The sequence below is a fragment of the Amycolatopsis ultiminotia genome (assembly GCF_039536925.1).
In the GTDB taxonomy this organism is placed as follows: domain Bacteria; phylum Actinomycetota; class Actinomycetes; order Mycobacteriales; family Pseudonocardiaceae; genus Amycolatopsis; species Amycolatopsis ultiminotia.
This window is the reverse complement of sequence record NZ_BAAAZN010000006.1, coordinates 184,849-208,824: the sequence shown is the minus strand read 5'-3', so window position 1 is coordinate 208,824 and position 23,976 is coordinate 184,849. Positions and strand designations below refer to the sequence as shown.

Genomic DNA, 23,976 nt, shown 5'->3' with positions numbered 1-23,976 from the left:
GCGTTGCCACGGACTGGTGCTCCGGAGTTCAGCTCGGCTGCCCGCCGGGGTGGTCGCCGCGTTCGGCGGCGCCGGTGATGTTGCGGGCCATGCCGCCGAACACGATGTCGTGGAAGGGCGCGATGGCCCGCCAGTAGAGATGCCCGGCGAAGCCGTGCGGTTCGAACAGGGCCTGCTGGCGGTAACGGGCACCGCCGGTGCCGTCCGGTTCGGCGCTCAGTTCGAGCCAGGCACGGCCGGGGAGTTTCATTTCGGCGCGCAGCCGGAGCCGGTGGGGGCGTTCGAGTGCTTCGACGCGCCACCAGTCGAGTGCTTCGCCCACGTGCAGGTGGCGGGGGTTGCGGCGGCCCCGGCGCAGCCCGACGCCGCCGATGAGGCGGTCGGCCCAGCCGCGGACGGTCCAGGCGAGCGGGAAGGAGTACCAGCCGTGCTCGCCGCCGATGGCTTCGATCACCTGCCACAGTGCTTCGGGGCCGGCGGTGGTGTGGTGCTCGCGGACGTCGCGGTACCGGGTGCCGCCGGACCACTCCGGGTCGGTGGGCAGCGGGTCGGAAGGAGCCGACGGCCAGGTCGCGTCCGACCAGCGGGTGGGCACGTCGGCCTCGCGGATGCGGGCGAGGGCGAGTTCGATGGCGCGTTCGTAGTGGGTTGTTCCTTCGGCAGGCGGCGGGATGTGCGCGTCGATGTCGTGGTCCCGGCGGACGACTTCGTGCACAAGGGATTCGATGAGCGGGATGCCGATGCTGCGCGGGACCGGGGTGACGAGGTCGACCCACTGTGCCGACAGCCACGGCGTCAGCACCGGCACCGGCAGCACGAACCGCCGGGGCAGGTGGGCCACGACCGCGTAGCGGCGCATCATTTCGAGGTAGGTGAGCACGTCCGGGCCGCCGATGTCGAAACCGCCGTGCACCGTGGCGGGAAGGCCGGCGGCGTGCGTGAGGTAGTGCAGGACGTCGCGGACGGCGATGGGCTGGATCCGGTTGTGCACCCAGCGCGGAGCGACCATCACCGGCAGCCGTTCGGTGAGGTAGCGCAGCATCTCGAAACTGGCCGAGCCGGATCCGATGATCACCGCGGCCTGCAGGACACAGGTCGGCACACCGGAACCGAGCAGGATGCGGCCGACCTCGGCACGGGAGGCCAGGTGGTCGGACAGCGGTTCATCGCTCGACGGGGTGATCCCGCCGAGGTACACAAGGCGCGTCAGGCCGGCTTCGCGGACCGCGGCCGCCACATTCCCGGCCGCGGTGCGGTCGACGCGCACGAAGTCGGCGCGGTGCAGTGCGTGCACGAGGTAGTAGGCGACCTCCTGTCCGTCGAGCGCGGCGCGCACGTCGGCGGGATCGGTGACGTCGCCGCGTACCACCTCGACCTGTTCGTGCCAGGGCACGTCGGCGAGCTTGTCCGGGCTGCGGGCCACCACGCGGACGCGATGGCCCGCTTCGAGCAGCGCCGGCACCAGCCGGCCGCCGATGTAGCCGGTCGCACCGAAAACCACGCAACGCATGGTCTGGCTCCTTTCGACGTGGGCCGGACCGACGTCGGGATCGAGCCCGGTGGTGACCTTGCCACATCGGACGGGTGCGCGTCAGACGTACGGCGGCCCCTGCGGCCGGTGCGGCACGCCGTAGGGCATCGGCTGGACCGGAGGCTTTGCCGACGCCAGCGCGACGATGCCGATGACCGCGGCGACGATGAGCGCAATGACCATGAACAGCGCCGCGAGCAGGTACACCAGCCGGAAGCCGAGCGCGTCCGAAACCAGCCCGCCGAGGAACGGTGCGATCACCAAGGCGAGGACGCCGAGGCCCGTCGTCACCGCGGCCGCGACACCGCGACCGGCGCGGAGCCGCCGGATCAGTGCGACGGTCACGCCGATGGCCGCGCCCGCACCGAGTCCGCTGAGCACCCGCCCGAGCAGAAGCAGGCCGGTGCTCGGGACGAACGCGATCAGCAGTACGCCGAGGAGCATCAAGCAGATCGCGGGCACGGTCACCGACGTCGGGAAGCGCGCGCCGGGCAGCAGACCGGCCGGGAAGGCGAGCGCGGCCGCGACGAGATACGCGACGAGGCCGCTCAGCAGCAGCGACTGACTGGACAGGCCGAGCTCGATCTGCAGGAACGACCGGCCGTTGAAGCGGTAGATCACGGTGAGCAAGAAGAGCCCGATCAGCGCGGCGAACGCGGGCCCGATCACCAGCCACCACGGCGGTCCGGCAGCTGGGCGTGGGTTGCTCTGCATCGGCGGCGTCACGTACATGCGCACACCGTATAGCGTCCGCAGGTGCGGCCGGACCACTTCGCCGGAAGCCGTGGACTGTTCTCCCACCGGCGGCCAAAAGCCGGCGGCAGCCGGCACACCACTTGCGTCGGCCGGTCGAGACGGCGCGGCGGAGTCAGACGATCTCCGCATCCGATTGCGGGTCGTGGTCCGGCCAGGCGAGCACCGGCGGGTTCGGTCCGTAGGCGTTGGCCCTGGCCGAGCGAGCGCGCATGCCCGGCAGTGCGGTGACGATTTTGAGCAGCCAGGGCGGGCCGATCGGCCGCCCGGTTTCGCGGGCGGCCGCGACCCGCTGTTCGGTGCGCACCTGGGCGGCCTGCACCTGCCGTACCGCCGGCTCGCGCTCGGCCTGCACCGCCGCGAGCACCGGGGCGGACACCGTCCGCCCGGCCCGCAGCACCGGCACGAGGTGGTTGGCCGCGACCACCGCGTCCTGTACGGCCATCAGGATCCCGTTGCCACCGACCGGGGAAATCACGTGTGCGGCGTCCCCGATCAGCAGCAGGCCCGGCTGCCACCACTGCCGCACACTGGCGATGTCCACCGACAGCATGGTGGTCTGCGAGAAGTCCGTCAGCAGGTGCACCCGATCCGCCAGCCACGGCACCAGGTGCGCGACTGCCGCCCGGATCGGCGCCACGCCCGCGTCGCGAGCGGCCGGATAGCCGCCTTTCGGCAGGCTGTAGCCGACCTGCCAGCCCGCCGTGCCGGTCAGCAGCCCCACGTAGTGATTCCGGGCGAAGAACAGATCGACCCCGGCATCCGGCGGATCCGAGGCGAGGTGCGGAAGCCGGAACCACAGCAGATCCGTGCTCGCGCCCAGCGAATCCGCGGTCAGGCCGGCGGCGCGGCGCACCCGGGAGAACCGCCCGTCGGCACCGACCACCAGTCCGGCGGCGAGTTCGTGCTCGCCGGTGCCGTCCCGGTACCGGACCCCGGTGATCCGCCGGTCGCGATCGCGGAGCAGGTCGGTGACCTTGGCGCCGGTGCGTACCTGCGCACTCGGCAGCCGCTCCAGCTCGGCGGCCAGGAAATCCAGGAACCGGGCCTGCGGCATCAGCGCCACGTAGGCGAACCGGCTGCGCAGCTTTCCGTAGTCGGCGGGGGTGATCGGACCGGCCGGGGTGTGCAGGCGGAAGTACCGAGCCCGGTGGTGCGGCAGCCGCAGCAGTTCCCCGGCAAGGCCGAGCCGATCGAGCAACTCCAGGGTGTACGGGTGCAGCGAATCGCCCCGGAAGTCACGGTCGAAATCGTGGTGTGCCTCCAGCAGCGTAACCGGCACTCCGGCGCGTCCCAGCAGATACGCCAGCACCATGCCACCGGGGCCGCCGCCGACGATCACACACCGCGTATCCGCACCATTCACACCGTCTCACCACTTCCGGGTAGGTATGCCACCAGGCCCCGTTTCCACAGCCTGCCCGCGGCTCGAGTTCCGTACCACTGCTTCGGCGGGTTTACCATCGAAAAATCAGGGCATCCGTGCCGTGCGCCCCCAGACCCCGGGCTCGATTCGACCTGTCTACCAGGGGGCGATGATGGCTGAAGCCAGGCGCAACTCGGAACCGCCGGACACCCCGCTGTTCCTGGAACGGGCTGCGAACACCTTCGTCAAAGCGGCCGACGCGGGACTCCTCGACGCCGAGGAACTGCTTTGGCTGCTGAACCACCTCCGGTCCGCCGTACCCGCCCCGAGGACGGCCCGATGACCGCCGGGACGAGGGAAGCCCACCTGGGTTCGGTGCCGGCCTGGCTGGACGGAGAACCCGCGGTCGACGAACGGATGCTGACGCTGGCCCACCGGGTTGCGCGGCGGGCCGCCGGACGGTCACGCCGTGCGCGTGCTGAGGCCGGGAAGAGCGTGGTGCTCGTACTGAGCACTGTGGACACGTCCGGCCCGGCCGCGGTTCCCGGCGGACGGGATGCCCGTGCCAAGGTGCTGGCGGCCCTGCAGGCCCGGCTCGGTGCGCGCGTCGATCGGCGACGGCTGGACTCCGCGGCACGGGAGGCGGTGCTGCTCGACGAGCTGGCACTGCTTCCGCCCCGGCAACGCTACGCACTGTGGGCGACCGCGTTGCAGCATCGGAGCGTGGCCGAGGTCGCCGCTGCGACCGGTTGGAGTCCGGCCCAGGTCGCACGCCTGTTGCGGGCCGCGCTGCGGACGGTCGCCGCCCACGCACAGCTCTGACCAACCTGACCAAGCCGGGCCCCGCGCTCACTCCTGCGGGGGAGCGGCGAACCGTTTCGTGCGCCAGGCGTGGAAAAACCCCAGCGCGCACACCGCCAGGAAACCGAGGCACCCGAGTGCGCCGTCACCGGCAACCAAACCGGTCACGAAGGTCAGCACCGCGGTGCTGCCGGCGAGCACGAGTACGGTGCGCCAGCGGATGTTTTCGGCGCGGGCACGGACCGCGAAGGCGTGCCGGGTCAGTGAGCGTGGCAGATCGGATTCGAGATGACGCAGGACGCGCTCGTCAGTCTCGTTCAGCATGGGACCTCCTCGGGCCGGGCGTGCCCCGGGTACCCGCGCACGCGCCCGTTACGCGGACCGCTCACCGGCTCGGGTGTTTCCGCGGACGAGTGGTCGGGTAGCCGGACGACGATCGACGCGGGAGGAGATACTGGTGGCCATCGCTACGGTGAACCCGGCAACCGGCGAGCGCATTCGCGAATTCGACGCCCTCGGCGAGAAGGAGCTGGAGCAGAAGGTGGCACTCGCTGCCGAGGCGTTTGCCGGCCAGCGGCGCACGTCGTTCGCCGAACGGGCCGAGTTGCTGCGCCGGACGGCGGGAATCCTCGAAGAGGAGGCCGAGGCGCTCGGCCGGATCGCGACCTTGGAGATGGGCAAGACACGGCCGGCGGCCGTCGCCGAGGTGCGCAAGAGCGCGGCAGGCTGTCGCTGGTACGCCGACCACGGCGAGGAGATGCTGGCCGACCAGCCGTGGCCGGTCGAGCGGGCGCGGGTGTTCACCCGGTACGAGCCGCTCGGTCCGGTGCTCGCCGTGATGCCGTGGAATTTCCCGTACTGGCAGGTTTTCCGGTTCGCCGCCCCGGCGCTGATCGCGGGGAACGTCGGCCTGCTCAAACACGCGTCCAACGTGCCGCAGGTCGCGCTCGCGATCGAGGACGTCTTCCGTCGCGCCGGCTGGCCGGACGGGGTGTTCCAGAGCCTGCTGGTGCCGTCTTCGGCGGTTGAAGGGCTGCTCGGCGACGACCGGATCCGTGCCGCGACGCTGACCGGCAGTGAACCGGCCGGGCGCGAGGTCGGCGCGGCCGCCGGGCGCAACATCAAGCCGAGCGTTCTCGAACTCGGCGGGAGCGACGCGTTCGTCGTACTGCCCTCGGCCGACCTTGCGAAGGCCGTCGAAAGCGCGGTGCAGTCCCGGATCCTCAACAACGGGCAGTCCTGCATCAACGCCAAGCGCTTCATCGTGCACCGGGAAATCGCCGGGGAATTCACCCGGCAGGTCACCGAACGGATGGCCGCACTGACCGTCGGCGATCCGGCGAAGGACGACACCGACCTCGGGCCGTTGTCCTCGGCCGATGCGGTCGAAACCCTGCACCGGCAGGTGACCGACACCGTGCGGGCCGGTGCCCGGCTGCACACCGGCGGCGAAACCGTTGCCGGGCCCGGGTTCTACTACCCGCCGACGGTGCTCACCGACATTCCGGACGGTTCGCCGGGACAGCACGAGGAGTTCTTCGGCCCGGTGGCGCTGATCTGGCAGGCCGAGGACCTCGACGACGCCATCCGGATCGCGAACGATTCGCCGTTCGGCCTCGGCGGCAGCGCGTGGACCACCGATCCGGCGGAGCAGGAACGCCTGATCACCGAAATCGAGACGGGCATGGTGTACTTCAACGAATTCACCCAGTCCACCCCGGAGGTGCCCTTTGGCGGCGTGAAGAATTCGGGCTACGGCCGGGAACTGGCGTCGTTCGGGCCACGCACCTTCGTCAACGCGAAAACGGTCTGGCTCGCCTGACCGGAGTGCTTCCGGGCGGCAGCCGACGACCGGTTACCCATGCCGATCCGAGGGCAAACCCCTCGGCGGTCCGCCGAGCGGAAGGGTGCGCAACGGCCTAGCGTCGAGAGTCATGACCGACATCACCAGTGCGATCCTCGACGATCACGACCGGTTCCGCCGGGCGTTCGCCGAGCTGGACGATCTCGCCACCCCGGACGAGCTGGCACGGGCGTGGGAACCGCTTGCGACACTGCTGGACCTGCACGCGGCGGCCGAGGAGGCAGTGTTCTATCCCGAACTGATCCAGCGTGGCACCGACGCCGAGGACGAGACGCTCGACGCGGTCGGCGACCACAACGAAATCCGCGATGCGGTCGCCGAGGCGAGGCGTCATCCGGCAGGCAGTGCGGCCTGGCGTGCCGCGGTCCGCCAGGCCCGCACCGCCAACAGCGAGCACATGGCCGAGGAGGAGGACGACGCGCTCGCCGACTTCCGCCGGCACGCCGATCCCGGGCTGCGGGAAGAACTCGGCCGCAGGTTCCTGGCGTTCAAGGCCGAGCACGAGAACGGGGAGGGCATCGACACCGGCGATGTCGACCCGGAGCGCTACGTGGCCGAGCAGGAGCAGAAGGCAGGCAACGAAATACCCGACGACGTTTCGCTGGGCATCGGCGGACTGAAGGAGCAGTGAGCACGATGAACCACCTGCTGCGCGAGCTCGCGCCCATCCCGGCCGACGGCTGGCAACAGATCGACGACGAAGCGCGGGAGCGGCTGACCACGCACCTCGCCGCCCGCAAGATGATCGACGTCGCGGGCCCGCACGGCTGGGCGCACTCGGCCACTTCGCTCGGGCGGACCCGCCGCATCGACGTGCCGGAAGCGGCAAGGGAGCGCGAGGCCCTCGTGCGGCAGCGCCGGGTGCTGCCCCTGGTGGAGGTGTGCGTGCCGTTCACCGTCGAGCGCGCCGAACTGGACGACGCCGAGCGCGGCGCGGACGACCTCGAGCTCGACGACCTGGACCGGGCCGCCGCACAGGTGGGTCTGCTCGAGAACCGGGCGGTGTTCCACGGCTGGCCGGACGCCGGGATCGGCGGGATCATCGACGCCAGCCCGTACCAGCACCGGACGCTGGGCACCGATCCGCAGCGTTACCCGCACGTCGTGGCGAATGCGGTGGACACGTTGCGCTGCAACGGGATCGGCGGCCCGTACGCGCTCGCGATCAATCCGGACGGGCACACCGCCATCGTGGAGAGCACCGAACACGGCGGCCTGCTCGTGCTGGACCACCTCCGCCGCGCGCTCGGCGGCGGCCGGGTCAAGCGCACTCCCGGGATCACCGGCGCGGTCGTGCTCAGCCTGTCCGGCGGGGACTTCACCCTGGAACTCGGCCAGGATCTCGCGGTCGGCTACCGCCACCACGATGCCGGAACGCTCACCCTCTACCTGGAGGAGAGCTTCAGTTTCCGGGTGCGCGAACCGGATGCGGCGATCGTCCTCGACTGAGTTCGGGGCCGGCGGCCGGATTCCGGTGCGGCCGCGGCGGGTATCCGGCGACCATGACTCGAAGTCGTGGAAAAGTGCAGGTCACCGCCAGGGTGCGGATCGAGGGCCCGGACGATCTGGCCGAGCACTACACACCCGGTGTCGCCGAGCAGGCGAAGCGGGTCGCCGAGGACCCCTCGGTGCTCGCGCGGGAAACGGTGCAGGCCAACTCCGTCGCGATCGTTTCCGACGGTTCGGCCCTGCTGGGGCTGGGCGATCAGGGCCCGGCGGCCGCGCTGCCGGTGATGGAAGGCAAGGCGGCCCTGCTCAAACGCTTCGCCGATGTCGATGCCTGGCCGATCTGCCCGGTCAGCCGGGAACCGGACGACCTGGTGCGCACGGTCAAGGACCTGGCGACGTCGTTCGGTGCGATCAACCTCGAAGACATCGCCGCGCCGCGGTGTTTCACCGTGGAGCGCCGGTTGCAGGACGAGCTCGACGTACCCGTCTTCCACGACGACCAGCACGGTACCGCGGTGGCCGTGCTGGCCGCTCTGCGCAACGCGCTCAAGCTGACCGGCCGTGAGCCTGCGGACACGTCGGTGGTGATCTCCGGTGCCGGGGCAGCCGGTTCCTCCGTCGCCCGGCTCTTGCTGGGCGCGGACTTCCGGGCCGAGCGGGTGGTGGTCTGCGACAGCGGCGGCGTCCTGCACGAGGGCCGCGATCTGACCGCGGAGAAACGATGGCTCGCCGAACACACCAACCGCGGTGGTGCGGCGCAGGGCAGTCTCCAGGACGCCTTGTGCAATGCGGACGTCTTCATCGGCGTGAGTGCCGGCGGGCTGCTCGACGGTGCCGACATTGCGCGGATGGCCGACCGGGCGATCGTGTTCGGACTGGCCAATCCGGACCCCGAGGTCGATCCGGAAGCCGCCGCCGAGCACGCGGAGATCGTCGCGACCGGCCGCAGCGACCTGCCCAACCAGATCAACAACGTCCTCGTGTTCCCCGGCATGTTCCGTGGCCTGCTCGACTCCGGCGCCGCGCGGGTGACCACCCGGATGCTGCTCTCGGCCGCACAGGCGCTGGCCGACACCGTGGGCGACGACTTCGATCGGGAGCACATCGTGCCCAGCGTCTTCGCCGAAGGCCTGGTGCCGGCGCTCGCCGAAGGTGTTGCTGCTGCGGCGAAAGACTACTGAACGCAGGCATGCCCTCGAACCACTGCGTGCGCGGTTCGAGGTGCCGCACCGAGCCTGCCGGGCTGCCAGTCCGGGAACGGCGGGGCTCGGCCGTTCCGCGAATCCGGTCAGAGGCCGGTCAGGTGCACGGTGGCGGGACGCGTGGCCGCGTCGAATGCCGCGTGGGAGCCGGTGCTGCCCATCCCGCTGTCGCCGGCAGGTTCGTAGACCCGGCCGGGGCCGCCGCCCTGCCACTGGTTGACCCAGACGACGCCGGCCCGCAGTGCCGCGGCCGCCGCGGCGTGCTCGTGGCTGCGGGTGTACACCGTGGCGGCGAGCCCGAACGACGGGTGGACGGCCCGGCGCAGTCCGTCCGCCCAGGACGACACGACCTGGACCGGCGCGACCGGCCCGAACGTTTCCTCCTGCATCACCAGCATGTTCTCGTCGACCCCGGTGAGCACGGTGGCCGGGTAGAAGAAACCGGGCCCCGGCGGGATCGTCCCTCCCGAGTGGACGGTGGCGCCGCGCTCGACGGCGTCGGTCACGTGCCGGTGGACGATCTCGCGCTGGCGTTCGTCGACGAGGGGCCCGAGTACGGTCTTCTCGTCGTGCCCGTCGCCGGTCGGATAGGCCGCCGCGGCTTCGCAGAGCGCGGCGATGAACTCCTCGGCAATATCGCGGTGGACGTAGATCCGTTCCATCGACGTGCAGATCTGCCCGGAGTTGACGAAGGCGCCGAAGGCGACGGCCTGTGCGGTCGCCACCGGGTCGACGTCGGCGTCGACGACGACCGGATCCTTGCCGCCCAGTTCGAGGACGGACCGGTGCAGGCGCTGCCCCGCGGCCGCGCCCACCTTCCTCCCCGCGGCGACGGAACCGGTGAAGTGCACCAGCTCGACGTCCGGATGCGCGGCGAGCGGACCACCGGAGCGGCCGTCGCCGTGCACGACGTTCAGCACGCCATCGGGCAACGTCAGCAGCTCGGCCAGCCTGGTCACCGACAGCGGGCAGCGTTCGGAGGGCTTGAGCACCACGGTGTTGCCTGCGGCCAGCAAGGGCCCGACGGCGATCAGGACGTTGAGGACGGGGAAGTTCCACGGCGTGATCACCGCCGTGACACCGAGCGGGTGGCGCAGGACGTGGGTCCGACTGCCGTCCGCGTGCTCGGTGCTGTCCTCGAACCGGTAGCTGCGCGCGTCGGCGCAGGCGCCCTGCAGTGCGGCGGCGCCGGACTCGATGAACGTCCGGCCGAGGGCCACCGGCTTGCCCATCTCACGGCATTGCAGCTCGGCGAGCTCTTCGGCGTGCGCAACCACCACGTCCGCCATCCGCTCGAGATGTGCGAGGCGGTTTTCCAGCGGGAGTGCGGCCCACGCCGGCTGGGCGGCGGATGCGGCCGCGACGGCGGAGTCGACGTCCTCGGCACAGCCGACCGGCCACTGGGCGACCACCTCACCGGTCGAGGGGTTCACCAGATCGGCGACGGCCGGGGAAGCCGAGGGCGCCCACCGGCCGCCGATGTGGTTGCGCAGGGTCGGCACGGCAGTGGCCTCCTCGGGCGGATTGGCGGTTTTCACGCGTGGCTCAGCCGGTCGGCCATGAGCTCGCCGGCCATGATCGCGGTGAGGTTGGTGTTGGCGCGTGGCACGGACGGGAAGATCGAGGCGTCCACGACGCGCAGGCCGTCCACCCCGAGTACCCGGCACGCCGGATCGACCACAGTGCCGGGACGGCCGGGATCGCCCATCCGGCAGGTACTGGTCGCGTGCTGCGCGTCGGCAGCGGTGGTGAGCAGGTGCTCGTCCAGCCGGGCGTCGTCGTCGAGCACCGACAGCAGGGTGGCATTGACCCGGTCGAGCGGCCCGTCCGCGATGGCGGCCGCGTCTTCGCCGCGGGCCAGCTCGACGAGAGCCCGGATACCCGCGCGCAGCCGGGCACGATCCCGTTCGTCGGACAGCATCGCCTCGCGGACCTCCGGCTGCGCAGCCGGGTCGGTGGAGGTGAGCGAGACCGATCCCCGCGACCACGCCTGGTTGACCCAGACACCGAACCCGCCTGCCCCGAACCGCACGTCGGCGTTCTCCATGGACAGCACGTTCTGGTTGAGCGACACGAACATCATGTCGTTCGGGCGGGCGTCCGGTGCGTCGCTGGTGTAGCGGACGCAGACATTGGTGTGCCGGTCGTCCGGGGTGCGGATGGCCGATTCCTCGTTCAGCGGGATGGCGACCCCGACCATCGGATGGTCCTGCAATCCCCGGCCCGCAGGCAGGTCCGCGACGACGTCGATGCCGAGTGTGCGCAGCTGGTCCGCCGGGCCGATGCCGGAACGCTGCAGGATTGCCGGTGAGTGCACGGCGCCCGCGCTGAGCACCACGAGATCCGCATGTTCCTCGACCGTCCGGCCGTCCGCGAGGTAGCGCACCCCGACCGCGCGAGCGCCGTTGAGCAGGACCCGGTCGACGAGGGCGCCGCCGCGGATGGTCAGCTCCGCCGTCGCCCTGGCCGGCTCGAGGTAGCCGTCGTTGACGGTCACCCGCCTGCCCGCGCGGGAGTTGATCGGGTAGGGCGACACCCCGGTCGCTCCCGGCGCGTTCACGTCCTCGGCCCAGGCGTGCCCGGCCTGCAGTGCCGCGGCCCGCAACGCGGTGTCGGCCGATCCCCAGTGCGCCCTCGGCATCCGGTGGATCGGCGTCGGGCCGCCCTGTCCGTGGTAGGGCTCGGTGCCGAACTGCTCGTCGTCCTCGGCGCGGCGGAAGTACGGCAGCACGTCGCCGGGCGACCAGCCCGCGCAGCCCCACCGGACCCAGTCGTCGAAGTCCTCCGTCGGTGGCCGGATCGCGATCTGCCCGTTGATCGCGGAGCTGCCGCCGGTGCCGCGGCCACGCCAGTACAGCGCGGCTTGCTGCCGGTCCGTCCGCGTCGCCAGCAGGTCCCGCCACACCAGGTGCTTGCCCGCCTCGGGATCGACCAGTGCGCGCAGCGGGTTCGGCGAGCGCCACACCTCGGGCAGCTCGCCGCCGCGGTAGTCCGGTCCCGCCTCCAGCAGCAGGACGCGCCGGCCGCTCGCCGCCAGCCGGGTCGCCAGCGGTGCGCCGGAAGAGCCCGCACCGACCACGATCACGTCCCACCCGTTCTTCGCCATACCGGACCTCCGTGACCGACCGGCGGAATCCGGAGCGAGCCCGCCGGTGTCCGGTACTATGAGCCGCACGAGAACTCTCAGTCAAGAGTGAATTTTCATGTGACAGTGAAAGTGGTGCTTGTGCCCGAGACGCCTGCCCGTGCCGGCGGTGCCCACACCGGGGGCGCTCATGCCGACGGCACTCACGCCGAAGGTGGCGAGCGGCTGCGTGACGACTTCGCGACGGTCATCGGTCAGGCGATGGGCTGGCCGCCGATGGCGGGCCGGACCGCGGCCGTGCTCCTGCTCAGCGAACGCCCGATGACCGTGCAGCAGCTGCAGGACGAACTCGGCGCCAGCGCCGGATCGGTGTCGGAAATGACCCGGCTGCTGATCACCAACGGCGTCGTGCACCGCTTCAAGCCACCCGGCGCCCGGCATTTCGCGTACGAGTGGCGCCAGGACGCCTGGGCAGGCTGCCTGGAACACACGCTCCGGCAGACCACGCAACTGCGCGAACTGGCCCACAACGCCCTGCGCGAGAACGACGAATTCGCCGGACTGCAACGAGGCAGACTTCGCCAGATGGCTGCCTACTACGACTTCATGGTGGCGCGCCTGACCTTGCTGCTCGAGGACTACCGAGCCGAACTCTGAATCACCGCGCCCGGGTGAGTGGCATCCGGCTTGGCACGAAAAGCGGACAGGCCTGCGCGAAGAATGGCTTGCCGAATTCCCGGATCCGCGCATAACGTTATCGGCACCGCAAGTGGTTCGTGCCCGTATATCGGCGCGAAGCGAGCCGAATGTCAGAGTGGACGGAGCATCGCATGGTCAAGTCGTGGCTTTTCGAGATCTTCAGCTATCCGTATGATTCGGACCCGGTGAATTTCGATCCGCAGCTGTGCAAGGAGCTGTACGACTGGAAGCTGGAATCCTGGATTGCCGCCGAGGATTTCGGGTTCGACGGTGTTTTCTTTTCCGAACACCACTTCACACCCTACAGCATCAGCCCCTCGCCGAACCTTCTCGTGGCGACCCTGGCGCAGCGGACCGAGCGTATCAAGATCGGCGTGATGGCGAACATCACCGCGTTCCACAATCCGCGCCGGCTGGCCGAAGAAGGCGCGATGCTCGACCACCTCACCGATGGCAGGCTGGAAGTCGGACTCGGACGCGGGGTCGACGAACCGGAGTTCGTGCGCGAAGGCATCAAGATGGAGGAAACCCGCGCCCGGTTCGAGGAATCGGTCGCGCTCATCCAGTCCGCCTGGAAAGAGCCAACTTTCAGTTTCAAGGGCGAGTTCTACAATTACGACAATGTCGGCATCTGGCCGCGGCCGTTGCGCCCGGAACTGCCGATCTGGATCACCGCGCTGAGCCCGCAGACGGTGAGCTGGGCGGCGAAGCAGGGCTTCAGGTTCACCTCGGTCTTTGCTCCGACCGACACCCTGCAGACGATTTTCGAGCAGTACAAGAAGGCGGCCGCGGAAGCCGGGCGCGAAGCGGAGCCCACGGACATGGGCGTGTGCCGCAACGTCTTCATCGCGGATTCCGAGCAGGAGGCGCGCGACCTCGCGGAGCCTGCTTTCGACGCGTTGTTCGCGGCATTCAAGGAAGCTGCGGTGTTCCACGACCTCGACAACGTGCCTACCGGCTACGAGCACTACCAGTCCTTCTTCCGTCCGTTCGCGGGCGAGAACGTGTCCTTCGACGCGCTCATCGAGATCGGCGCGATCTGTGTCGGAACGCCGGCGACCGTCCGGGACCAGATCGTGAGCCAGGTGGAGCAGATCGGCTGCGGGAACTTCCTCAACTGGGGCTCGTTCGGCACCCTGACCAAGGAGCAGACGATGCGCTCCTACCGGTTGTTCGGCGAGCAGGTGGCGCCCGCCTTGCGCTCGCTGAGCGTGTAGCCGTGGCCGCCGAACTGGCCCTGTGCTGCATGTCGCACAGTCCGCTGCTGCGGGTGGCCGACCCCGGCGAATCGGTCGAGCGGCAGGTCGAGGAAGCTTTGCGCGAGGCTCGGGCGTTCGTCGACGCGTTCGACCCCGACCTGGTCGTGATTTTCGGCCCGGACCACTACCAGGGCTTCCGGTACGAGCTCATGCCGCCGTTCTGCGTCGGCGCGGCAGCAACCGCCATCGGCGACTACGGCACCAGCGCCGGTGACCTCGACGTGCCACAGGCACTCGCCGACGACCTGATCGCCCATCTGCTGGCAGCCGATCTCGACGTCGCCATGTCCGAGAAGATGGTCGTGGATCACGGGATCTCCCAGCCGCTGGAGCTCCTGCTCGGCTCGAGCGGCGCGAAACCGGTGCTGCCGGTCTTCATCAATTCGGTTGCCGAGCCGCTGGGGCCGCTGCGCCGGATCAGGCGGCTCGGCACCGCGGTCGGCGAGTTCGCCGGACGACTGGACCGGAAGGTCCTGCTGGTCGGTTCGGGCGGGCTGTCCCACGACGTGCCCGTCCCGCGGTTGCGGGAATCGCCGCCGGAGGTCGCCGCCTACCTCGTGTCCCAGCGGCGCACCCCCGCAGAACAACAGGCCCGCGAGGAGACGATCTACCAGGCCGGTCAGTCCTTCGCGCGCGGTGATTCCCCGCTCCGGCCGTTGAATCCCGAGCTCGACCGGGAGATCCTCCGGCAGTTCGCCACAGGGGACCTCGCGGGGTTCGACGCGATGAGCGTCGAGTGGCTCGGTGCGCGGGGCGGCAGCTCGATCCACGAGGTGCGGACGTGGATCGCTGCGCATGCCGCATTGCAGGAGGCCGGCCCGTACCGGACCGAATCGTCGTTCTATCAGCCGATTCCCGAATGGATCATCGGGTTCGCGGTCACGACCGCGCGACCCCGGACAGTAACCAGGTGAGAAAAATGGTGGAGAAAGAAGAAATCGTCGAGACCGGCGACGGGCCCATGACGGTCACGATTCGCCATCCCGACGGTGGCGGTCCGTTTCCGGTTGTCCTCGTTTATCACGACGGGCCGGGGCTGCGGGCGGATATCCACGACGTCACCCGGAAATTGGCGGACGCGGGCTATTACGCCGTTCTGCCGGATCTCTACCACCGGATCGGGCCGCAGATCTCCTTCGACATCGACGGCATCGCCGAGGGGCCGGGCGCACCGGAGTTCGACCGGCTGACGGCGGCGGTCACGTCCCTTGACGACGACCTGGTGCTGGCCGACACGGCTGCCGTGCTCGCCGCAGCCGCGCGCGACGCCGCGGCCGACATGAACTCCAAGGCCGCCATGGGGTTCTGCATGGGTGCGCGGTTCACCCTGCGGCTGCTCGCTGCCCGGCCGGGACAGTTCGCCGCGGGCTCGGCCCTGCATCCCTCGAACTGCGTCACCGACGATCCGGACTCGCCGCACCGGAGCATCGGCGCGATCTCCGCCGAGCTGTTCGTCGGCCTCGGCGCGGCCGACACGATTTCCCCGCTCGAGCTGAACAAACCGCTGCGTGCCGAGCTGGGGCAGCCTTCGGTGAAGGCGACCGTCGAGGTCTTCGACGGAGCCGACCACGGGTTCATGTTCCCGCATTACCCGGCCTACCAGCGGCACGCTGCGTCGGTCTCGTGGGATCGCACCCTCGAGCTGTTCGGCCGGGCACTGCCGACCGGGAGCCGCTGATCATGAGTCCGATAAGGACAGAGGAACTGAGCACCGGCGCGGACACGACGCACCTCGCGACGGCAGGCGACGGCAACGGGGAACCGCTCCTGCTGCTGCACGGGACCGGGCCGGGCGCGACCGGAGCGCTGAGCTTCCGGCCGCTGCTGCCCGGACTCGGCGCGTACCGGTGCCTCCTGCCCGACCTGGTCGGATTCGGGCGCAGCAGCCACCCGGAGACCGTGGCTGCCGGACCCGGGCCGTGGTTCGCACGGCGCGTCGAAGGCGTGCGCCGGTTGCTGGACGAGCTCGGGCTGGAGCGCGTCCACGTGGTCGGGCACTCCTACGGCGCCCGGGTGGCGCTGGAGCTGATCCGCTGTGTCCCCGAGCGGATCGGCCGGGTCGTCCTGGTCGCCGCCGGTGGCACTCCGGTCAAGGCCAAGCTGCAGAGACTGACCGGCTTCTACCAGGATCCGAGCGAGGCGGGGATGCGTGCCATGGTGCGCGCGCAGTTCTCGCGCCGCGATGTTCCCGGCACCGACGAGTACGTCCGCGAGCGATTCGCCGTGGCGGCCAGGTCCGAAGTCCGGCGATCGTTCGAGGCCGCGATGGCGGCAGGAGAGCCCGCGCCCACCTACGACGAATCGGTGCTCGCCGCCATCGCCCACCAGGTTCTGGTGGTACACGGCAAGGACGACGCGACGATTTCCCCTGCCGCGAGCTGCTTCCTGGCAGAGCACCTGTCCCGAGCCGATCTGCACTTGTTCGCCGGTTGCGGGCATCTGGTGCAGTTCGAGGTCCCGGCGCAGCTCGGTTCCCTGATCCACGAGTTCGTGGCGGGCACCCGGTGATGGTTCCCGATCCCGCCGAGACCGGCGCAGTGCGGCGGGCCTACGGCACCTTCCCCAGCGGGGTGACCGCGGTTTGCGCACTGCGCGAAAACGCTCCGGTCGGCATCGTCGCCAGTTCGTTCGTCTCGGTCTCGATGGCCCCGCCCTTGGTGGCGGTGTGCGTGCAGCACACCTCCGCGACGTGGCCACTGCTGGCCGACCGGCCGCGGCTGGGGCTGTCGATGCTCGGTTCGGTCCACGACCGGGCCTGCAGGCAGATCGCGGCGAAGACCGGGGACCGCTTCGCGGGCATCGGCTACACCGCGACGGACGAGGGCGCGGTGCTGCTGCTCGACGCGGCGACGTGGCTGGACTGCTCGATCCACGAGACCGTGGCCGCCGGGGATCACGATCTGGTGCTGCTGCGGGTCGAGGCGCTGCAGACCCATGACGACGTCGCACCGCTGGTCTTCCACGAGAGCCGCTTCCACTCGCTCTCCCCGTTGGTGGCCCGGTGAGCGTCCGGTCCGCGATTCCGGCCGACCGGATCGGCCCCGCCGTGGCCGCTCTCCGCGCCGGGAGCCCTGTCCTCGTCGCCGACGACGCCGGCCGGGAGAACGAGTACGACGTCGTTCTCCCGGCGGCGCTCGCCGAGCCGCGGTGGACCGCATGGACCGTCCGTCACACGTCGGGGCTGCTCTGTGTGCCGCTGCCTGCCGCGCGCGCCGACGCTCTCGCACTGGACCCGATGGTGCGTGACAACCAGGACCCGCACGGCACGGCGTTCACCGTCGCGGTCGATGCGGCCCACGGCGTGACCACCGGCATCAGCGCCACGGACCGGGCACGAACCGCGCGGATCCTCGCCGACCCGGCCAGCGGTCCCGCGGACCTCGCCCGGCCGGGGCACCTGCTCCCGCTGCGGGCCCGCGCGGGCGGGGTGCTCGCCAGGCCGGGGCACACCGAGGCCGGCGTGGACCTGTGCCGGCTCGCCGGGCTGCCCCCGGTCGCGCTGATCGCCGAGCTGGTCGGCGAGGGCACCGGGATGGCCGGCGGTGCGGATGCCGCGCTGCTCGCCGCCCGGTGTGACCTGCCCGTCCTGCACATCGCCCAGCTCATCGACCACCGGCTGCGGTTCGGCGACGGCGAGCGGGCCAGGGTCACCCGCGCGGCCACCACCCGGCTGCCGACCGAACACGGCAGGCTCGACGCGGTCGGCTACCTCGACGAGGTGACCGGGGCCGAACACGTCGCGCTAGTCGGGCACGGGCCGGCGACCCGGCCGGTCGTCGCGGTGCACGCGGAGTGCGTGACCGGCGACGTTTTCGGCTCGCTGGACTGCGATTGCGCCCGGCGGTGCACCGAGTCCGTGGCGGTCGTCGCCCGCGAAGGCGGAGTGCTGGTCTACCTGCGCCGCCCGAGCACCCAGTCCGCCACGCACACCTGGACCTCCGCCGACGACGGCGCCGCCGGTGCGGTCCTCGCCGACCTCGGGCACCGCGCCGTACGGCTGCTCCCCGGGCCGACGACGTCCGCCAGGCTCGCGCGGCCGGACTTGACCGTCCTGGCGGCGTACTGACCCGGTCGCTTCCCGGCGACGATTCGGCGATCGGTGGCCAGTTCGAGGCGAAAGGTGGATATCCGATCCGAGCCCGCTGCTGGTTGAGTGGTGGGAGCATCGAGGCTGGAGGTGGCCAACGGGGTTCGCCAACCGCGCAGCACCCGACCCCTGCGGCGGAATGGATGGCTCGGGAGCACGAGGTGCGGCACACTTTCCGCATCGGGGCATCGGGGCATCGGGGCCCGCGGGCGATGCCGCTCTTCACCAGTGAGGCAGAGAAAGGGCAGAGCTGATGGCGTCGAGCAGTGTTGCACGCGCCGTTTCGACCGGGGACGAGGCCGCCGCGCACGGTCAGTGGCGCAGCCATGATCCTCAGGAAGCGCAGCACATCCTCAGCAGCGTCTACGCGCCGCACGACCTGCACGTGCGGGAAAAGGGCCGGTTCACCTTCGATTTCCAGCTGCTGGGTTCGCCGCAGCTGACGGCGGGTTTCAGCAAGTTCCGCACCGACGTGACGATCGACGTGCCTCCTCCCTCGACGTTCTACTGCCTGTGCCTCGCCCCTCGCGGCGCGATCCTGACCAGTTCCGGTGCTCGAGCCTCGACGGTCTCGGCGACGACGGCGGCTGTGCTCAATCCGGACGAGCCGTGGCGGTTCGCCGACTGGAGCGACACGCTCATGTCGGTGCGGGTCGGGCGCGCCGATCTGGAGGACGATCTCGCGGCGATCACCGGGCGGCGCGTCGAGAGCCCGATCGTGTTCGGTGAATCGCTCGATCTCCGCACCGGGCCAGGGCGCGAATTCGGGCAGATCCTGCAGAACGTGCAGGGCACGCTGGGTGAGTCGAGCACCATGCCGCAGCTGCACCCGGTGATCGCGGCCCGGCTGGGTGCGCTGCTGCGCTCGGCAATGCTGGTCGCGTTCCCGCACAACTACTCGGAACTGCTGGCCGAAGAGGACGCCCACGCCCGGATGCCGCGAGCGATCCGCCGGGTGATCGACGCCGTGGAGCACGATCCGATGCAGCTGCGCACGGCCGCGGACGCCGCCCGGATCGCCCATCTCAGCCTGCGTGCGCTGGAGAGCGGCTTCGAACGGCACATCGGCGTTTCCCCGACCGCCTACGCCCGCAAAGTGCGCATGGCGCGAGCCCGCGAAGACCTCGTGAACGCCGATCCCGAAAACGACACCGTGTCGGCGGTCGCGCGCCGCTGGGGATTCGGCCACGCCGGGCGATTCGCGACCTCGTACAAGCAGCGTTACGGCGAGACGCCCTCGAGAACCCTGCGTCAGTGAGGCCGAGCGCATCCCGAATCCGCTGGTGAACGGGTTACTGCGTCTGCATGGGGGGCGGAGCTGACCTAGGGTCGCGGGGGTGGAGACCGTTGATGTTGTCGCTCGTGGTGTGACGGTGCGGGGTCCGCGCGGGGCGGTGTTCGAGAACGTGGATCTCGAGGTGCCCCCGGGCGGGCTGCTGGTCGTACAGGGCCACGGCGGGTCCGGGCGCACCGCGTTGCTGCTGGCGCTGGCCGGTCGGATGCGGTTCGTTTCGGGCGCCATCCGGGTCGGCGGGCACACCCTGCCCGGTGCGGCGCACAGGGTGCGCAAGGTGGTCGGAGTGGCGCGCGCCGAGCCCGCGGTGGACTGGGAAGGCCGCCTGCGGGTGGCCGAGGTGATCGCGGAACGTCGGTGGATCGGGCGACTGGCGCAGCGGCAGATCCGCGCAGCCCTGGAGGTGGTCGGGGTCGAGCCACCGGAGCGCGCGCTCGTCGAGGATCTCGAACCACCGACGGCACTGCTGCTCGCGGTCGGTCTCACCCTGGCGGAGTACCCCGGCGCGCTCGTCGTGGACGATGTCGAACGCGGCTGCACACTCGATCAACGGCTGGTGGTGTGGGAAGCGTTGGAACGCGTGCGCGGCACCGGCTGCACGGTACTGGCGGGCACGACGGAGCCCGCTTGGCCGGTGGCCGATCCGGTCGTGGTGGAACTGCCCCGCCACAGCGCGGGTGAACTTCCCCCGGCCACCACCGACAGCGGAACAGAGGCGAGCCCATGACCGCGATCCGATTGGCCTGGCTGGAACTGCGCAGGTTCCGCGGTCCGGTGCGCAAATTCGTCCCGGTGCTGTTGATCCTGGTTCCGCTGCTGTACGGCGCGATGTACCTGTGGGCGAACTGGGATCCCTACGGCAAACTGGACAGTGTCCCGGTCGCGGTGGTCAACCAGGACCGTCCGGCGCAGGCGAAGCAGGGGCAGCGCGTCGACGCCGGGGCCCAGCTGGTGCAGCAGCTCAAAGCCGCGCGGAAGTTCGACTGGCACTTCGTGGACGCCGCGCAGGCCAAGGACGGGCTCGAGCACGGCAGCTACTTCTTCACGATCACGATTCCCCCCGATTTCAGCGGGAAACTGGCCAGTGCCACGGATCCCGACCCCCGGCGGGCCGGGATCTCCATCGAGCTCAACGACGCGAACAACTACATCGCCGGGATCATGACCGAGGTCGTGCAGCCCGAACTGCAGGACCAGGTCAACTCGGCGGCACACGCCGCGTACGTGCGCGGGATCTACGGCGAACTCTCCACCGTCCGCGACAAGCTCACCACCGCCTCCGACGGTGCGCACCGGCTGGTCGGTGCGACGCAGGTCGCCCAGCAGGGCAGCGCCACGCTCGAATCCGCCACCGGCACGCTGCACGACGGCGCGGGGCAGATCACCGATGGCGCGCAGCAGATCTCACAGGCGACCGCACAGCTCGACGGGATCAGCAGGAAGCTCACGAAAGCGACCGCCGACCAGCTTCCCGGTGCGGCCGCGGCATTGGTGACCACGGCGAGTCTCGCGGCGCAGGGCCTGAACACGCTGCACGACGCGACCGGTCAGGTCAAACAGCAGACCTCACGCGGGGTGGCCGACCTGACCCAGCTCGCCGACGCGCATCCGGAGCTGCGCGGGGATCGCCTGTTCCAGCGTGCGCTCGACGACGCGGGCCGGCTGGACGGGCTCGCGGGTCAGGTTGACGGGCAGGCCGCGGCCGGCGCGGCCAACGCGGGGCAGGCATTGCGGTCCGCGAAGGACATCCAGGGCGGCATCGGCGACATCCAGCGGCAGGTGCTCGATTCGGCCACACCGGTCCGGCTGATCGATTCGGGCGCGCACAGCATCGCCGACGGCGCCGGCACCGTCACCAACGGTCTCGGCACACTCCAGCAAGGTTCCGGCACCCTGCACACCGCGGCCGACCAAGCCACCAGTGGCGCCGAAGACCTCTCCCGGGTCGTCGACCAAGGACTGGACCAGATCCCGCCGACCGATCCGGCTCAGGTCGCCAAGGCCGCCGACGTACTCGGGTCCCCGGTCCAGATAGCTCGGCACAACCTGAATCCCGCGGGGGTTTACGGGCGCGGGCTCGCCCCCTTCTTCTTCGGCATCGCGCTGTGGGTGTTCGGCCTGTTCGCCTATCTGCTGCTGCGTCCGGTGAATCTGCGCGCGCTGGCCGGGCGGGTCAACGCGATGAGCGTGGCGGTGGCCGGATGGTTACCCGGCGCCGCACTGGGCGTCGCCGGTGCGATGGTGCTCTACGGCGTGGTCGACGTGGGGCTGGGGCTCGATCCCGTGCACGCCGGACTGACCGTGGCGCTGCTCGCCCTCGGCGCGGCGAGTTTCGTCGCGATCGACCATTGCCTGCGTACCACGCTCGGGGCGCCCGGGGACGCGCTGTCGCTCGTCCTGCTCATCCTGCAGCTGACTTCGTCCGGCGGTCTGTATCCGATGCCGACGACACCGGGCTTTTTCCAGGTGCTCAACCCGATCCTGCCGATGACCTACCTGATCGACGGCCTGCGGGTCACCATTTCCGGCGGGCTCACCTCGAACCTGGTCCGGGATTTCGCCGTGCTCGCCGGTTTCGCCGCACTGTTCCTCGCCCTCACCACCCTCGCGGTCCGACGGCAACGCGTCTGGACGATCGCGCGGCTGCACCCGGACGTCGAGCTCTGAACGAACCGGCGGCAAGGGTCATTTCGGCGGCGGGATCCGGCGGTGTACGTCGGCAAGCAGGTTCCGCATGGCGTTCCGGAATATCTCCGCCTGCGCGGGGCCGACGAAAGAAGTGTGGCCGAAGGCTTCCAGCACCACGAGACCGTGCAGGTGTCCCCAGGCGCTGATGAACATCGCGACGGCTGAGGGCGGCAGCCCACCCATCGACTCTTGCGGGAGTGCCTCGAAACGGGCGTGCAGTTCGCGGGTCAGCTTCGGGAAATCGGCGCGGGACAGCTGGTCGTCGGTGCAGCCGTCGAACAGTTCGCGGATGAAGACGGCACCGAAGCGGCGGGCGCCGTCGGTGGTGCGGCCGTCTGCCGGCGCGCGGTAGTGCGGCAGCGGAGTCCCGTAGAGCAGCTGGAACCGGGCCAGGTTCTCGATCGCCCATGCCCGGAACCCCTCCGCGGCTACGACGAACCGGGGCAGCCGCCCAGGGTCCGCCGCGTCGTCGAGGGAGGCCTGCACGGCGTCCGCCAGATCGTGGTAGCCCTCCGTGATCAAGGCGGTGACCAGCTCGTCGCGGCTCGGGAAGTAGTGGTAGAGGGCCTGGACCGTCATTCCGAGACTGCGGGCGACCGCGCGCAGCGACAGCCCGGCCGGACCGTGCTCGGCGATGTGCTCGCGCGCCGCGTCGAGGATCTCACGGGTCGCGGCAGCCCGGCGGCGTTCGCGAAGCGGCAACGTCATGCGGACAGCGTAGCGGTGTTAGGTAAATCTAACACTGCCAAACACGGAGTGTGCTCGTTACCGTCGGGGTCGCGGCCGCGGAAACCGGCACCCGGTCGTCTTCACCGGTATCGATCTGCGCGGGTCGACCGCGGCCGGCTCGCCGGGTCAATGCCGGCCGCCACGTCCGGCCGCCCAGCCGACGGCCGCAACCCGAAGAACAGGAAGAACCCGAACATGTCGAACAACCAGGATTCCCCGTTGCACGTGGTTCTCGGTGCGGGAGCGGGCGGAGCGACGCTCGTCGACGAGCTCGTCTCGCGTGGGCTGCGCGTACGCCAGGTCAGCCGGAGCCCGATCGACGGGGCACCCGCCGGTGTCGAGACCGGGGTGGCCGATCTTTCGTCGGCCGAGCAGGCAATCGCCGCCGTCGACGGGGCCGCGGCGGTCTACCACGCGGTGAACGTGCCGTATCACCTTGCGGTTACCGAGATGCCGGGTATCGGGCGCGCGATCCTGGCCGGTGTGCAGCGGGCCGGCGCGCGGCTGGTGGTGCTGGACACGCTCTATCCCTACGGCGAGGCCGATGGCGAGGCGATCACCGAAAACACCCCGTGGGCCGCGACGAGCCGGAAGGGGCGGATGCGGGCCGAGCTGGACGAGAGGTACCTCGAGGCGCACGAGGCCGGCCGTGCGAAGGTCGTCCTGGGCCGCGCGGCCGACTTCTACGGTCCGCGGGTGCTCAATTCGACCTTGGGTGCGACGTTCTTCCCGGCCCTGCTCACCGGCGGGACCGCGATCGGGTTCGGGGACATCTCGCTGCCGCACACGTATTCGTACCTGCCCGACGTCGCCGCCGGACTGGTCGATCTCGGGACCACCGGCGACGAGTCCACGCTCGGCCGGTCCTGGCACCTGCCCGCCGCGGCGGCGGTGAGCACCGCCCGGGTGCACGAACTGGCCGGTGAGCTCAACGGCCGCCCGGTGGCCGTCGAAGTGCTGGCGCGGGCCGAGCCTGCCGGGCCGTACGACGAGACCTTCATGCGCGAGTACGCGGAAATGTTCTACCAGCACACGATCCCGCAGAACATGGTGTCCACGCCGTTCGAAGAGAAGTTCGGCCGGAAGCCGACGCCGCTGGCGGACGGCCTGCGGCAGACCATCGAGTGGTACCGCGGCCGGCCGGCGTCGCGGGTCTGAACCAGCCGTTG

Annotated in this window: 24 protein-coding genes; 17 read left to right on the top strand and 7 right to left on the bottom strand. The window is 70.5% G+C overall.

The genetic code is table 11. The annotated features are described in order from the left end of the window. Positions 1–28: 28 nt before the first annotated feature. The 3 genes from ABD793_RS16175 to ABD793_RS16165 form a co-directional block, all read right to left on the bottom strand. Entirely contained in the window at positions 29–1,510 is a 1,482-nt protein-coding gene (locus ABD793_RS16175) for an SDR family oxidoreductase (RefSeq protein WP_344860612.1), read from the bottom strand. Between the two features lie 81 nt (positions 1,511–1,591). After that, on the bottom strand, positions 1,592–2,263 hold the full coding sequence (locus tag ABD793_RS16170) for an MFS transporter (protein ID WP_344860610.1): 672 nt from the start codon (positions 2,261–2,263) through the stop codon (positions 1,592–1,594). 136 nt (positions 2,264–2,399) lie between these two features. After that, positions 2,400–3,650 carry an FAD-dependent oxidoreductase gene (locus ABD793_RS16165; RefSeq protein WP_344860608.1) on the bottom strand — a complete coding sequence of 417 codons (1,251 nt, stop codon included), beginning with the start codon at positions 3,648–3,650 and terminating at the stop codon, positions 2,400–2,402. 172 nt (positions 3,651–3,822) lie between these two features. Here ABD793_RS16165 and ABD793_RS16160 point away from each other — a divergent pair, with 172 nt between their 5' ends. Together ABD793_RS16160 and ABD793_RS16155 are read left to right on the top strand one after the other, a co-directional pair. After that, positions 3,823–3,993: a hypothetical protein gene (locus ABD793_RS16160; protein WP_344860606.1), complete on the top strand. Its 171-nt coding sequence runs from the start codon at positions 3,823–3,825 to the stop codon at positions 3,991–3,993. After that, the gene (locus ABD793_RS16155; protein ID WP_344860604.1) at positions 3,990–4,472 is read left to right on the top strand and encodes a sigma factor-like helix-turn-helix DNA-binding protein; all 483 of its coding nucleotides are present in this window, start codon (positions 3,990–3,992) and stop codon (positions 4,470–4,472) included. Before ABD793_RS16160 ends, ABD793_RS16155 begins: the two co-directional genes overlap by 4 nt. Before the next feature lie 27 nt (positions 4,473–4,499). Here the strand turns inward: ABD793_RS16155 and ABD793_RS16150 are convergent, their stop codons facing one another. Beyond that, entirely contained in the window at positions 4,500–4,775 is a 276-nt protein-coding gene (locus ABD793_RS16150; protein ID WP_344860603.1) for a DUF3040 domain-containing protein, read from the bottom strand. A 133-nt stretch (positions 4,776–4,908) separates the two neighbouring features. Here ABD793_RS16150 and ABD793_RS16145 point away from each other — a divergent pair, with 133 nt between their 5' ends. From ABD793_RS16145 to ABD793_RS16130, 4 genes are all read left to right on the top strand, one after another. Beyond that, the gene (locus ABD793_RS16145) at positions 4,909–6,273 is read left to right on the top strand and encodes an NAD-dependent succinate-semialdehyde dehydrogenase (RefSeq protein ID WP_344860601.1); all 1,365 of its coding nucleotides are present in this window, start codon (positions 4,909–4,911) and stop codon (positions 6,271–6,273) included. Between the two features lie 112 nt (positions 6,274–6,385). After that, positions 6,386–6,946, top strand: a complete 561-nt coding sequence (locus tag ABD793_RS16140; RefSeq protein WP_344860599.1) for a hemerythrin domain-containing protein — start codon at positions 6,386–6,388, stop codon at positions 6,944–6,946. Positions 6,947–6,951: 5 nt separating this feature from the next. After that, positions 6,952–7,764, top strand: a complete 813-nt coding sequence (locus ABD793_RS16135) for a family 1 encapsulin nanocompartment shell protein (RefSeq protein WP_344861047.1) — start codon at positions 6,952–6,954, stop codon at positions 7,762–7,764. Between the two features lie 53 nt (positions 7,765–7,817). After that, positions 7,818–8,945 (top strand): NAD(P)-dependent malic enzyme, encoded by a 1,128-nt coding sequence (locus ABD793_RS16130; RefSeq protein ID WP_344860598.1) that lies wholly within the window; start codon positions 7,818–7,820, stop codon positions 8,943–8,945. A 107-nt stretch (positions 8,946–9,052) separates the two neighbouring features. Here ABD793_RS16130 and ABD793_RS16125 read toward each other — a convergent pair whose 3' ends face one another. After that, positions 9,053–10,504 (bottom strand): aldehyde dehydrogenase family protein, encoded by a 1,452-nt coding sequence (locus tag ABD793_RS16125; RefSeq protein ID WP_344860596.1) that lies wholly within the window; start codon positions 10,502–10,504, stop codon positions 9,053–9,055. After that, positions 10,501–12,072: a GMC family oxidoreductase gene (locus tag ABD793_RS16120; RefSeq protein WP_344860593.1), complete on the bottom strand. Its 1,572-nt coding sequence runs from the start codon at positions 12,070–12,072 to the stop codon at positions 10,501–10,503. The genes ABD793_RS16125 and ABD793_RS16120 overlap by 4 nt, the downstream gene beginning before the upstream one ends. A gap of 105 nt (positions 12,073–12,177) precedes the next feature. Between ABD793_RS16120 and ABD793_RS16115 the strand changes: the two genes are divergently transcribed. The 10 genes from ABD793_RS16115 to ABD793_RS16070 all read left to right on the top strand — a co-directional run bounded on the left by ABD793_RS16115 (position 12,178) and on the right by ABD793_RS16070 (position 22,057). Continuing rightward, positions 12,178–12,708: a GbsR/MarR family transcriptional regulator gene (locus ABD793_RS16115; RefSeq protein WP_344860590.1), complete on the top strand. Its 531-nt coding sequence runs from the start codon at positions 12,178–12,180 to the stop codon at positions 12,706–12,708. Between the two features lie 173 nt (positions 12,709–12,881). Next, positions 12,882–13,967 (top strand): LLM class flavin-dependent oxidoreductase, encoded by a 1,086-nt coding sequence (locus ABD793_RS16110; protein ID WP_344860587.1) that lies wholly within the window; start codon positions 12,882–12,884, stop codon positions 13,965–13,967. A 2-nt stretch (positions 13,968–13,969) separates the two neighbouring features. Next, positions 13,970–14,923: a 3-carboxyethylcatechol 2,3-dioxygenase gene (locus tag ABD793_RS16105; RefSeq protein ID WP_344860584.1), complete on the top strand. Its 954-nt coding sequence runs from the start codon at positions 13,970–13,972 to the stop codon at positions 14,921–14,923. Positions 14,924–14,928: 5 nt separating this feature from the next. After that, a complete protein-coding gene (locus ABD793_RS16100) occupies positions 14,929–15,687 on the top strand; it encodes a dienelactone hydrolase family protein (protein WP_344860582.1) in 759 nt (252 codons plus the stop codon). Between the two features lie 2 nt (positions 15,688–15,689). After that, positions 15,690–16,517, top strand: a complete 828-nt coding sequence (locus ABD793_RS16095; protein WP_344860581.1) for an alpha/beta fold hydrolase — start codon at positions 15,690–15,692, stop codon at positions 16,515–16,517. Next, a complete protein-coding gene (locus tag ABD793_RS16090) occupies positions 16,517–17,014 on the top strand; it encodes a flavin reductase family protein (protein ID WP_344860578.1) in 498 nt (165 codons plus the stop codon). Before ABD793_RS16095 ends, ABD793_RS16090 begins: the two co-directional genes overlap by 1 nt. Then, entirely contained in the window at positions 17,011–18,075 is a 1,065-nt protein-coding gene (gene ribB, locus ABD793_RS16085) for a 3,4-dihydroxy-2-butanone-4-phosphate synthase (protein ID WP_344860575.1), read from the top strand. The genes ABD793_RS16090 and ribB overlap by 4 nt, the downstream gene beginning before the upstream one ends. Positions 18,076–18,349: 274 nt before the next feature. Continuing rightward, entirely contained in the window at positions 18,350–19,354 is a 1,005-nt protein-coding gene (locus ABD793_RS16080; protein ID WP_344860573.1) for an AraC family transcriptional regulator, read from the top strand. Between the two features lie 115 nt (positions 19,355–19,469). Continuing rightward, entirely contained in the window at positions 19,470–20,117 is a 648-nt protein-coding gene (locus ABD793_RS16075; RefSeq protein WP_344860570.1) for an ATP-binding cassette domain-containing protein, read from the top strand. After that, the gene (locus tag ABD793_RS16070; RefSeq protein ID WP_344860568.1) at positions 20,114–22,057 is read left to right on the top strand and encodes a YhgE/Pip family protein; all 1,944 of its coding nucleotides are present in this window, start codon (positions 20,114–20,116) and stop codon (positions 22,055–22,057) included. Before ABD793_RS16075 ends, ABD793_RS16070 begins: the two co-directional genes overlap by 4 nt. 18 nt (positions 22,058–22,075) lie before the next feature. On the opposite strand, the gene ABD793_RS16065 is transcribed toward ABD793_RS16070, so the two are convergent. Then, on the bottom strand, positions 22,076–22,786 hold the full coding sequence (locus ABD793_RS16065; RefSeq protein ID WP_344860565.1) for a TetR/AcrR family transcriptional regulator: 711 nt from the start codon (positions 22,784–22,786) through the stop codon (positions 22,076–22,078). 216 nt (positions 22,787–23,002) lie between these two features. On the opposite strand from ABD793_RS16065, the gene ABD793_RS16060 reads away from it, so the two are divergent. Further along, entirely contained in the window at positions 23,003–23,965 is a 963-nt protein-coding gene (locus ABD793_RS16060) for an NAD-dependent epimerase/dehydratase family protein (protein ID WP_344860563.1), read from the top strand. The last annotated feature ends 11 nt before the right edge of the window (positions 23,966–23,976 follow it).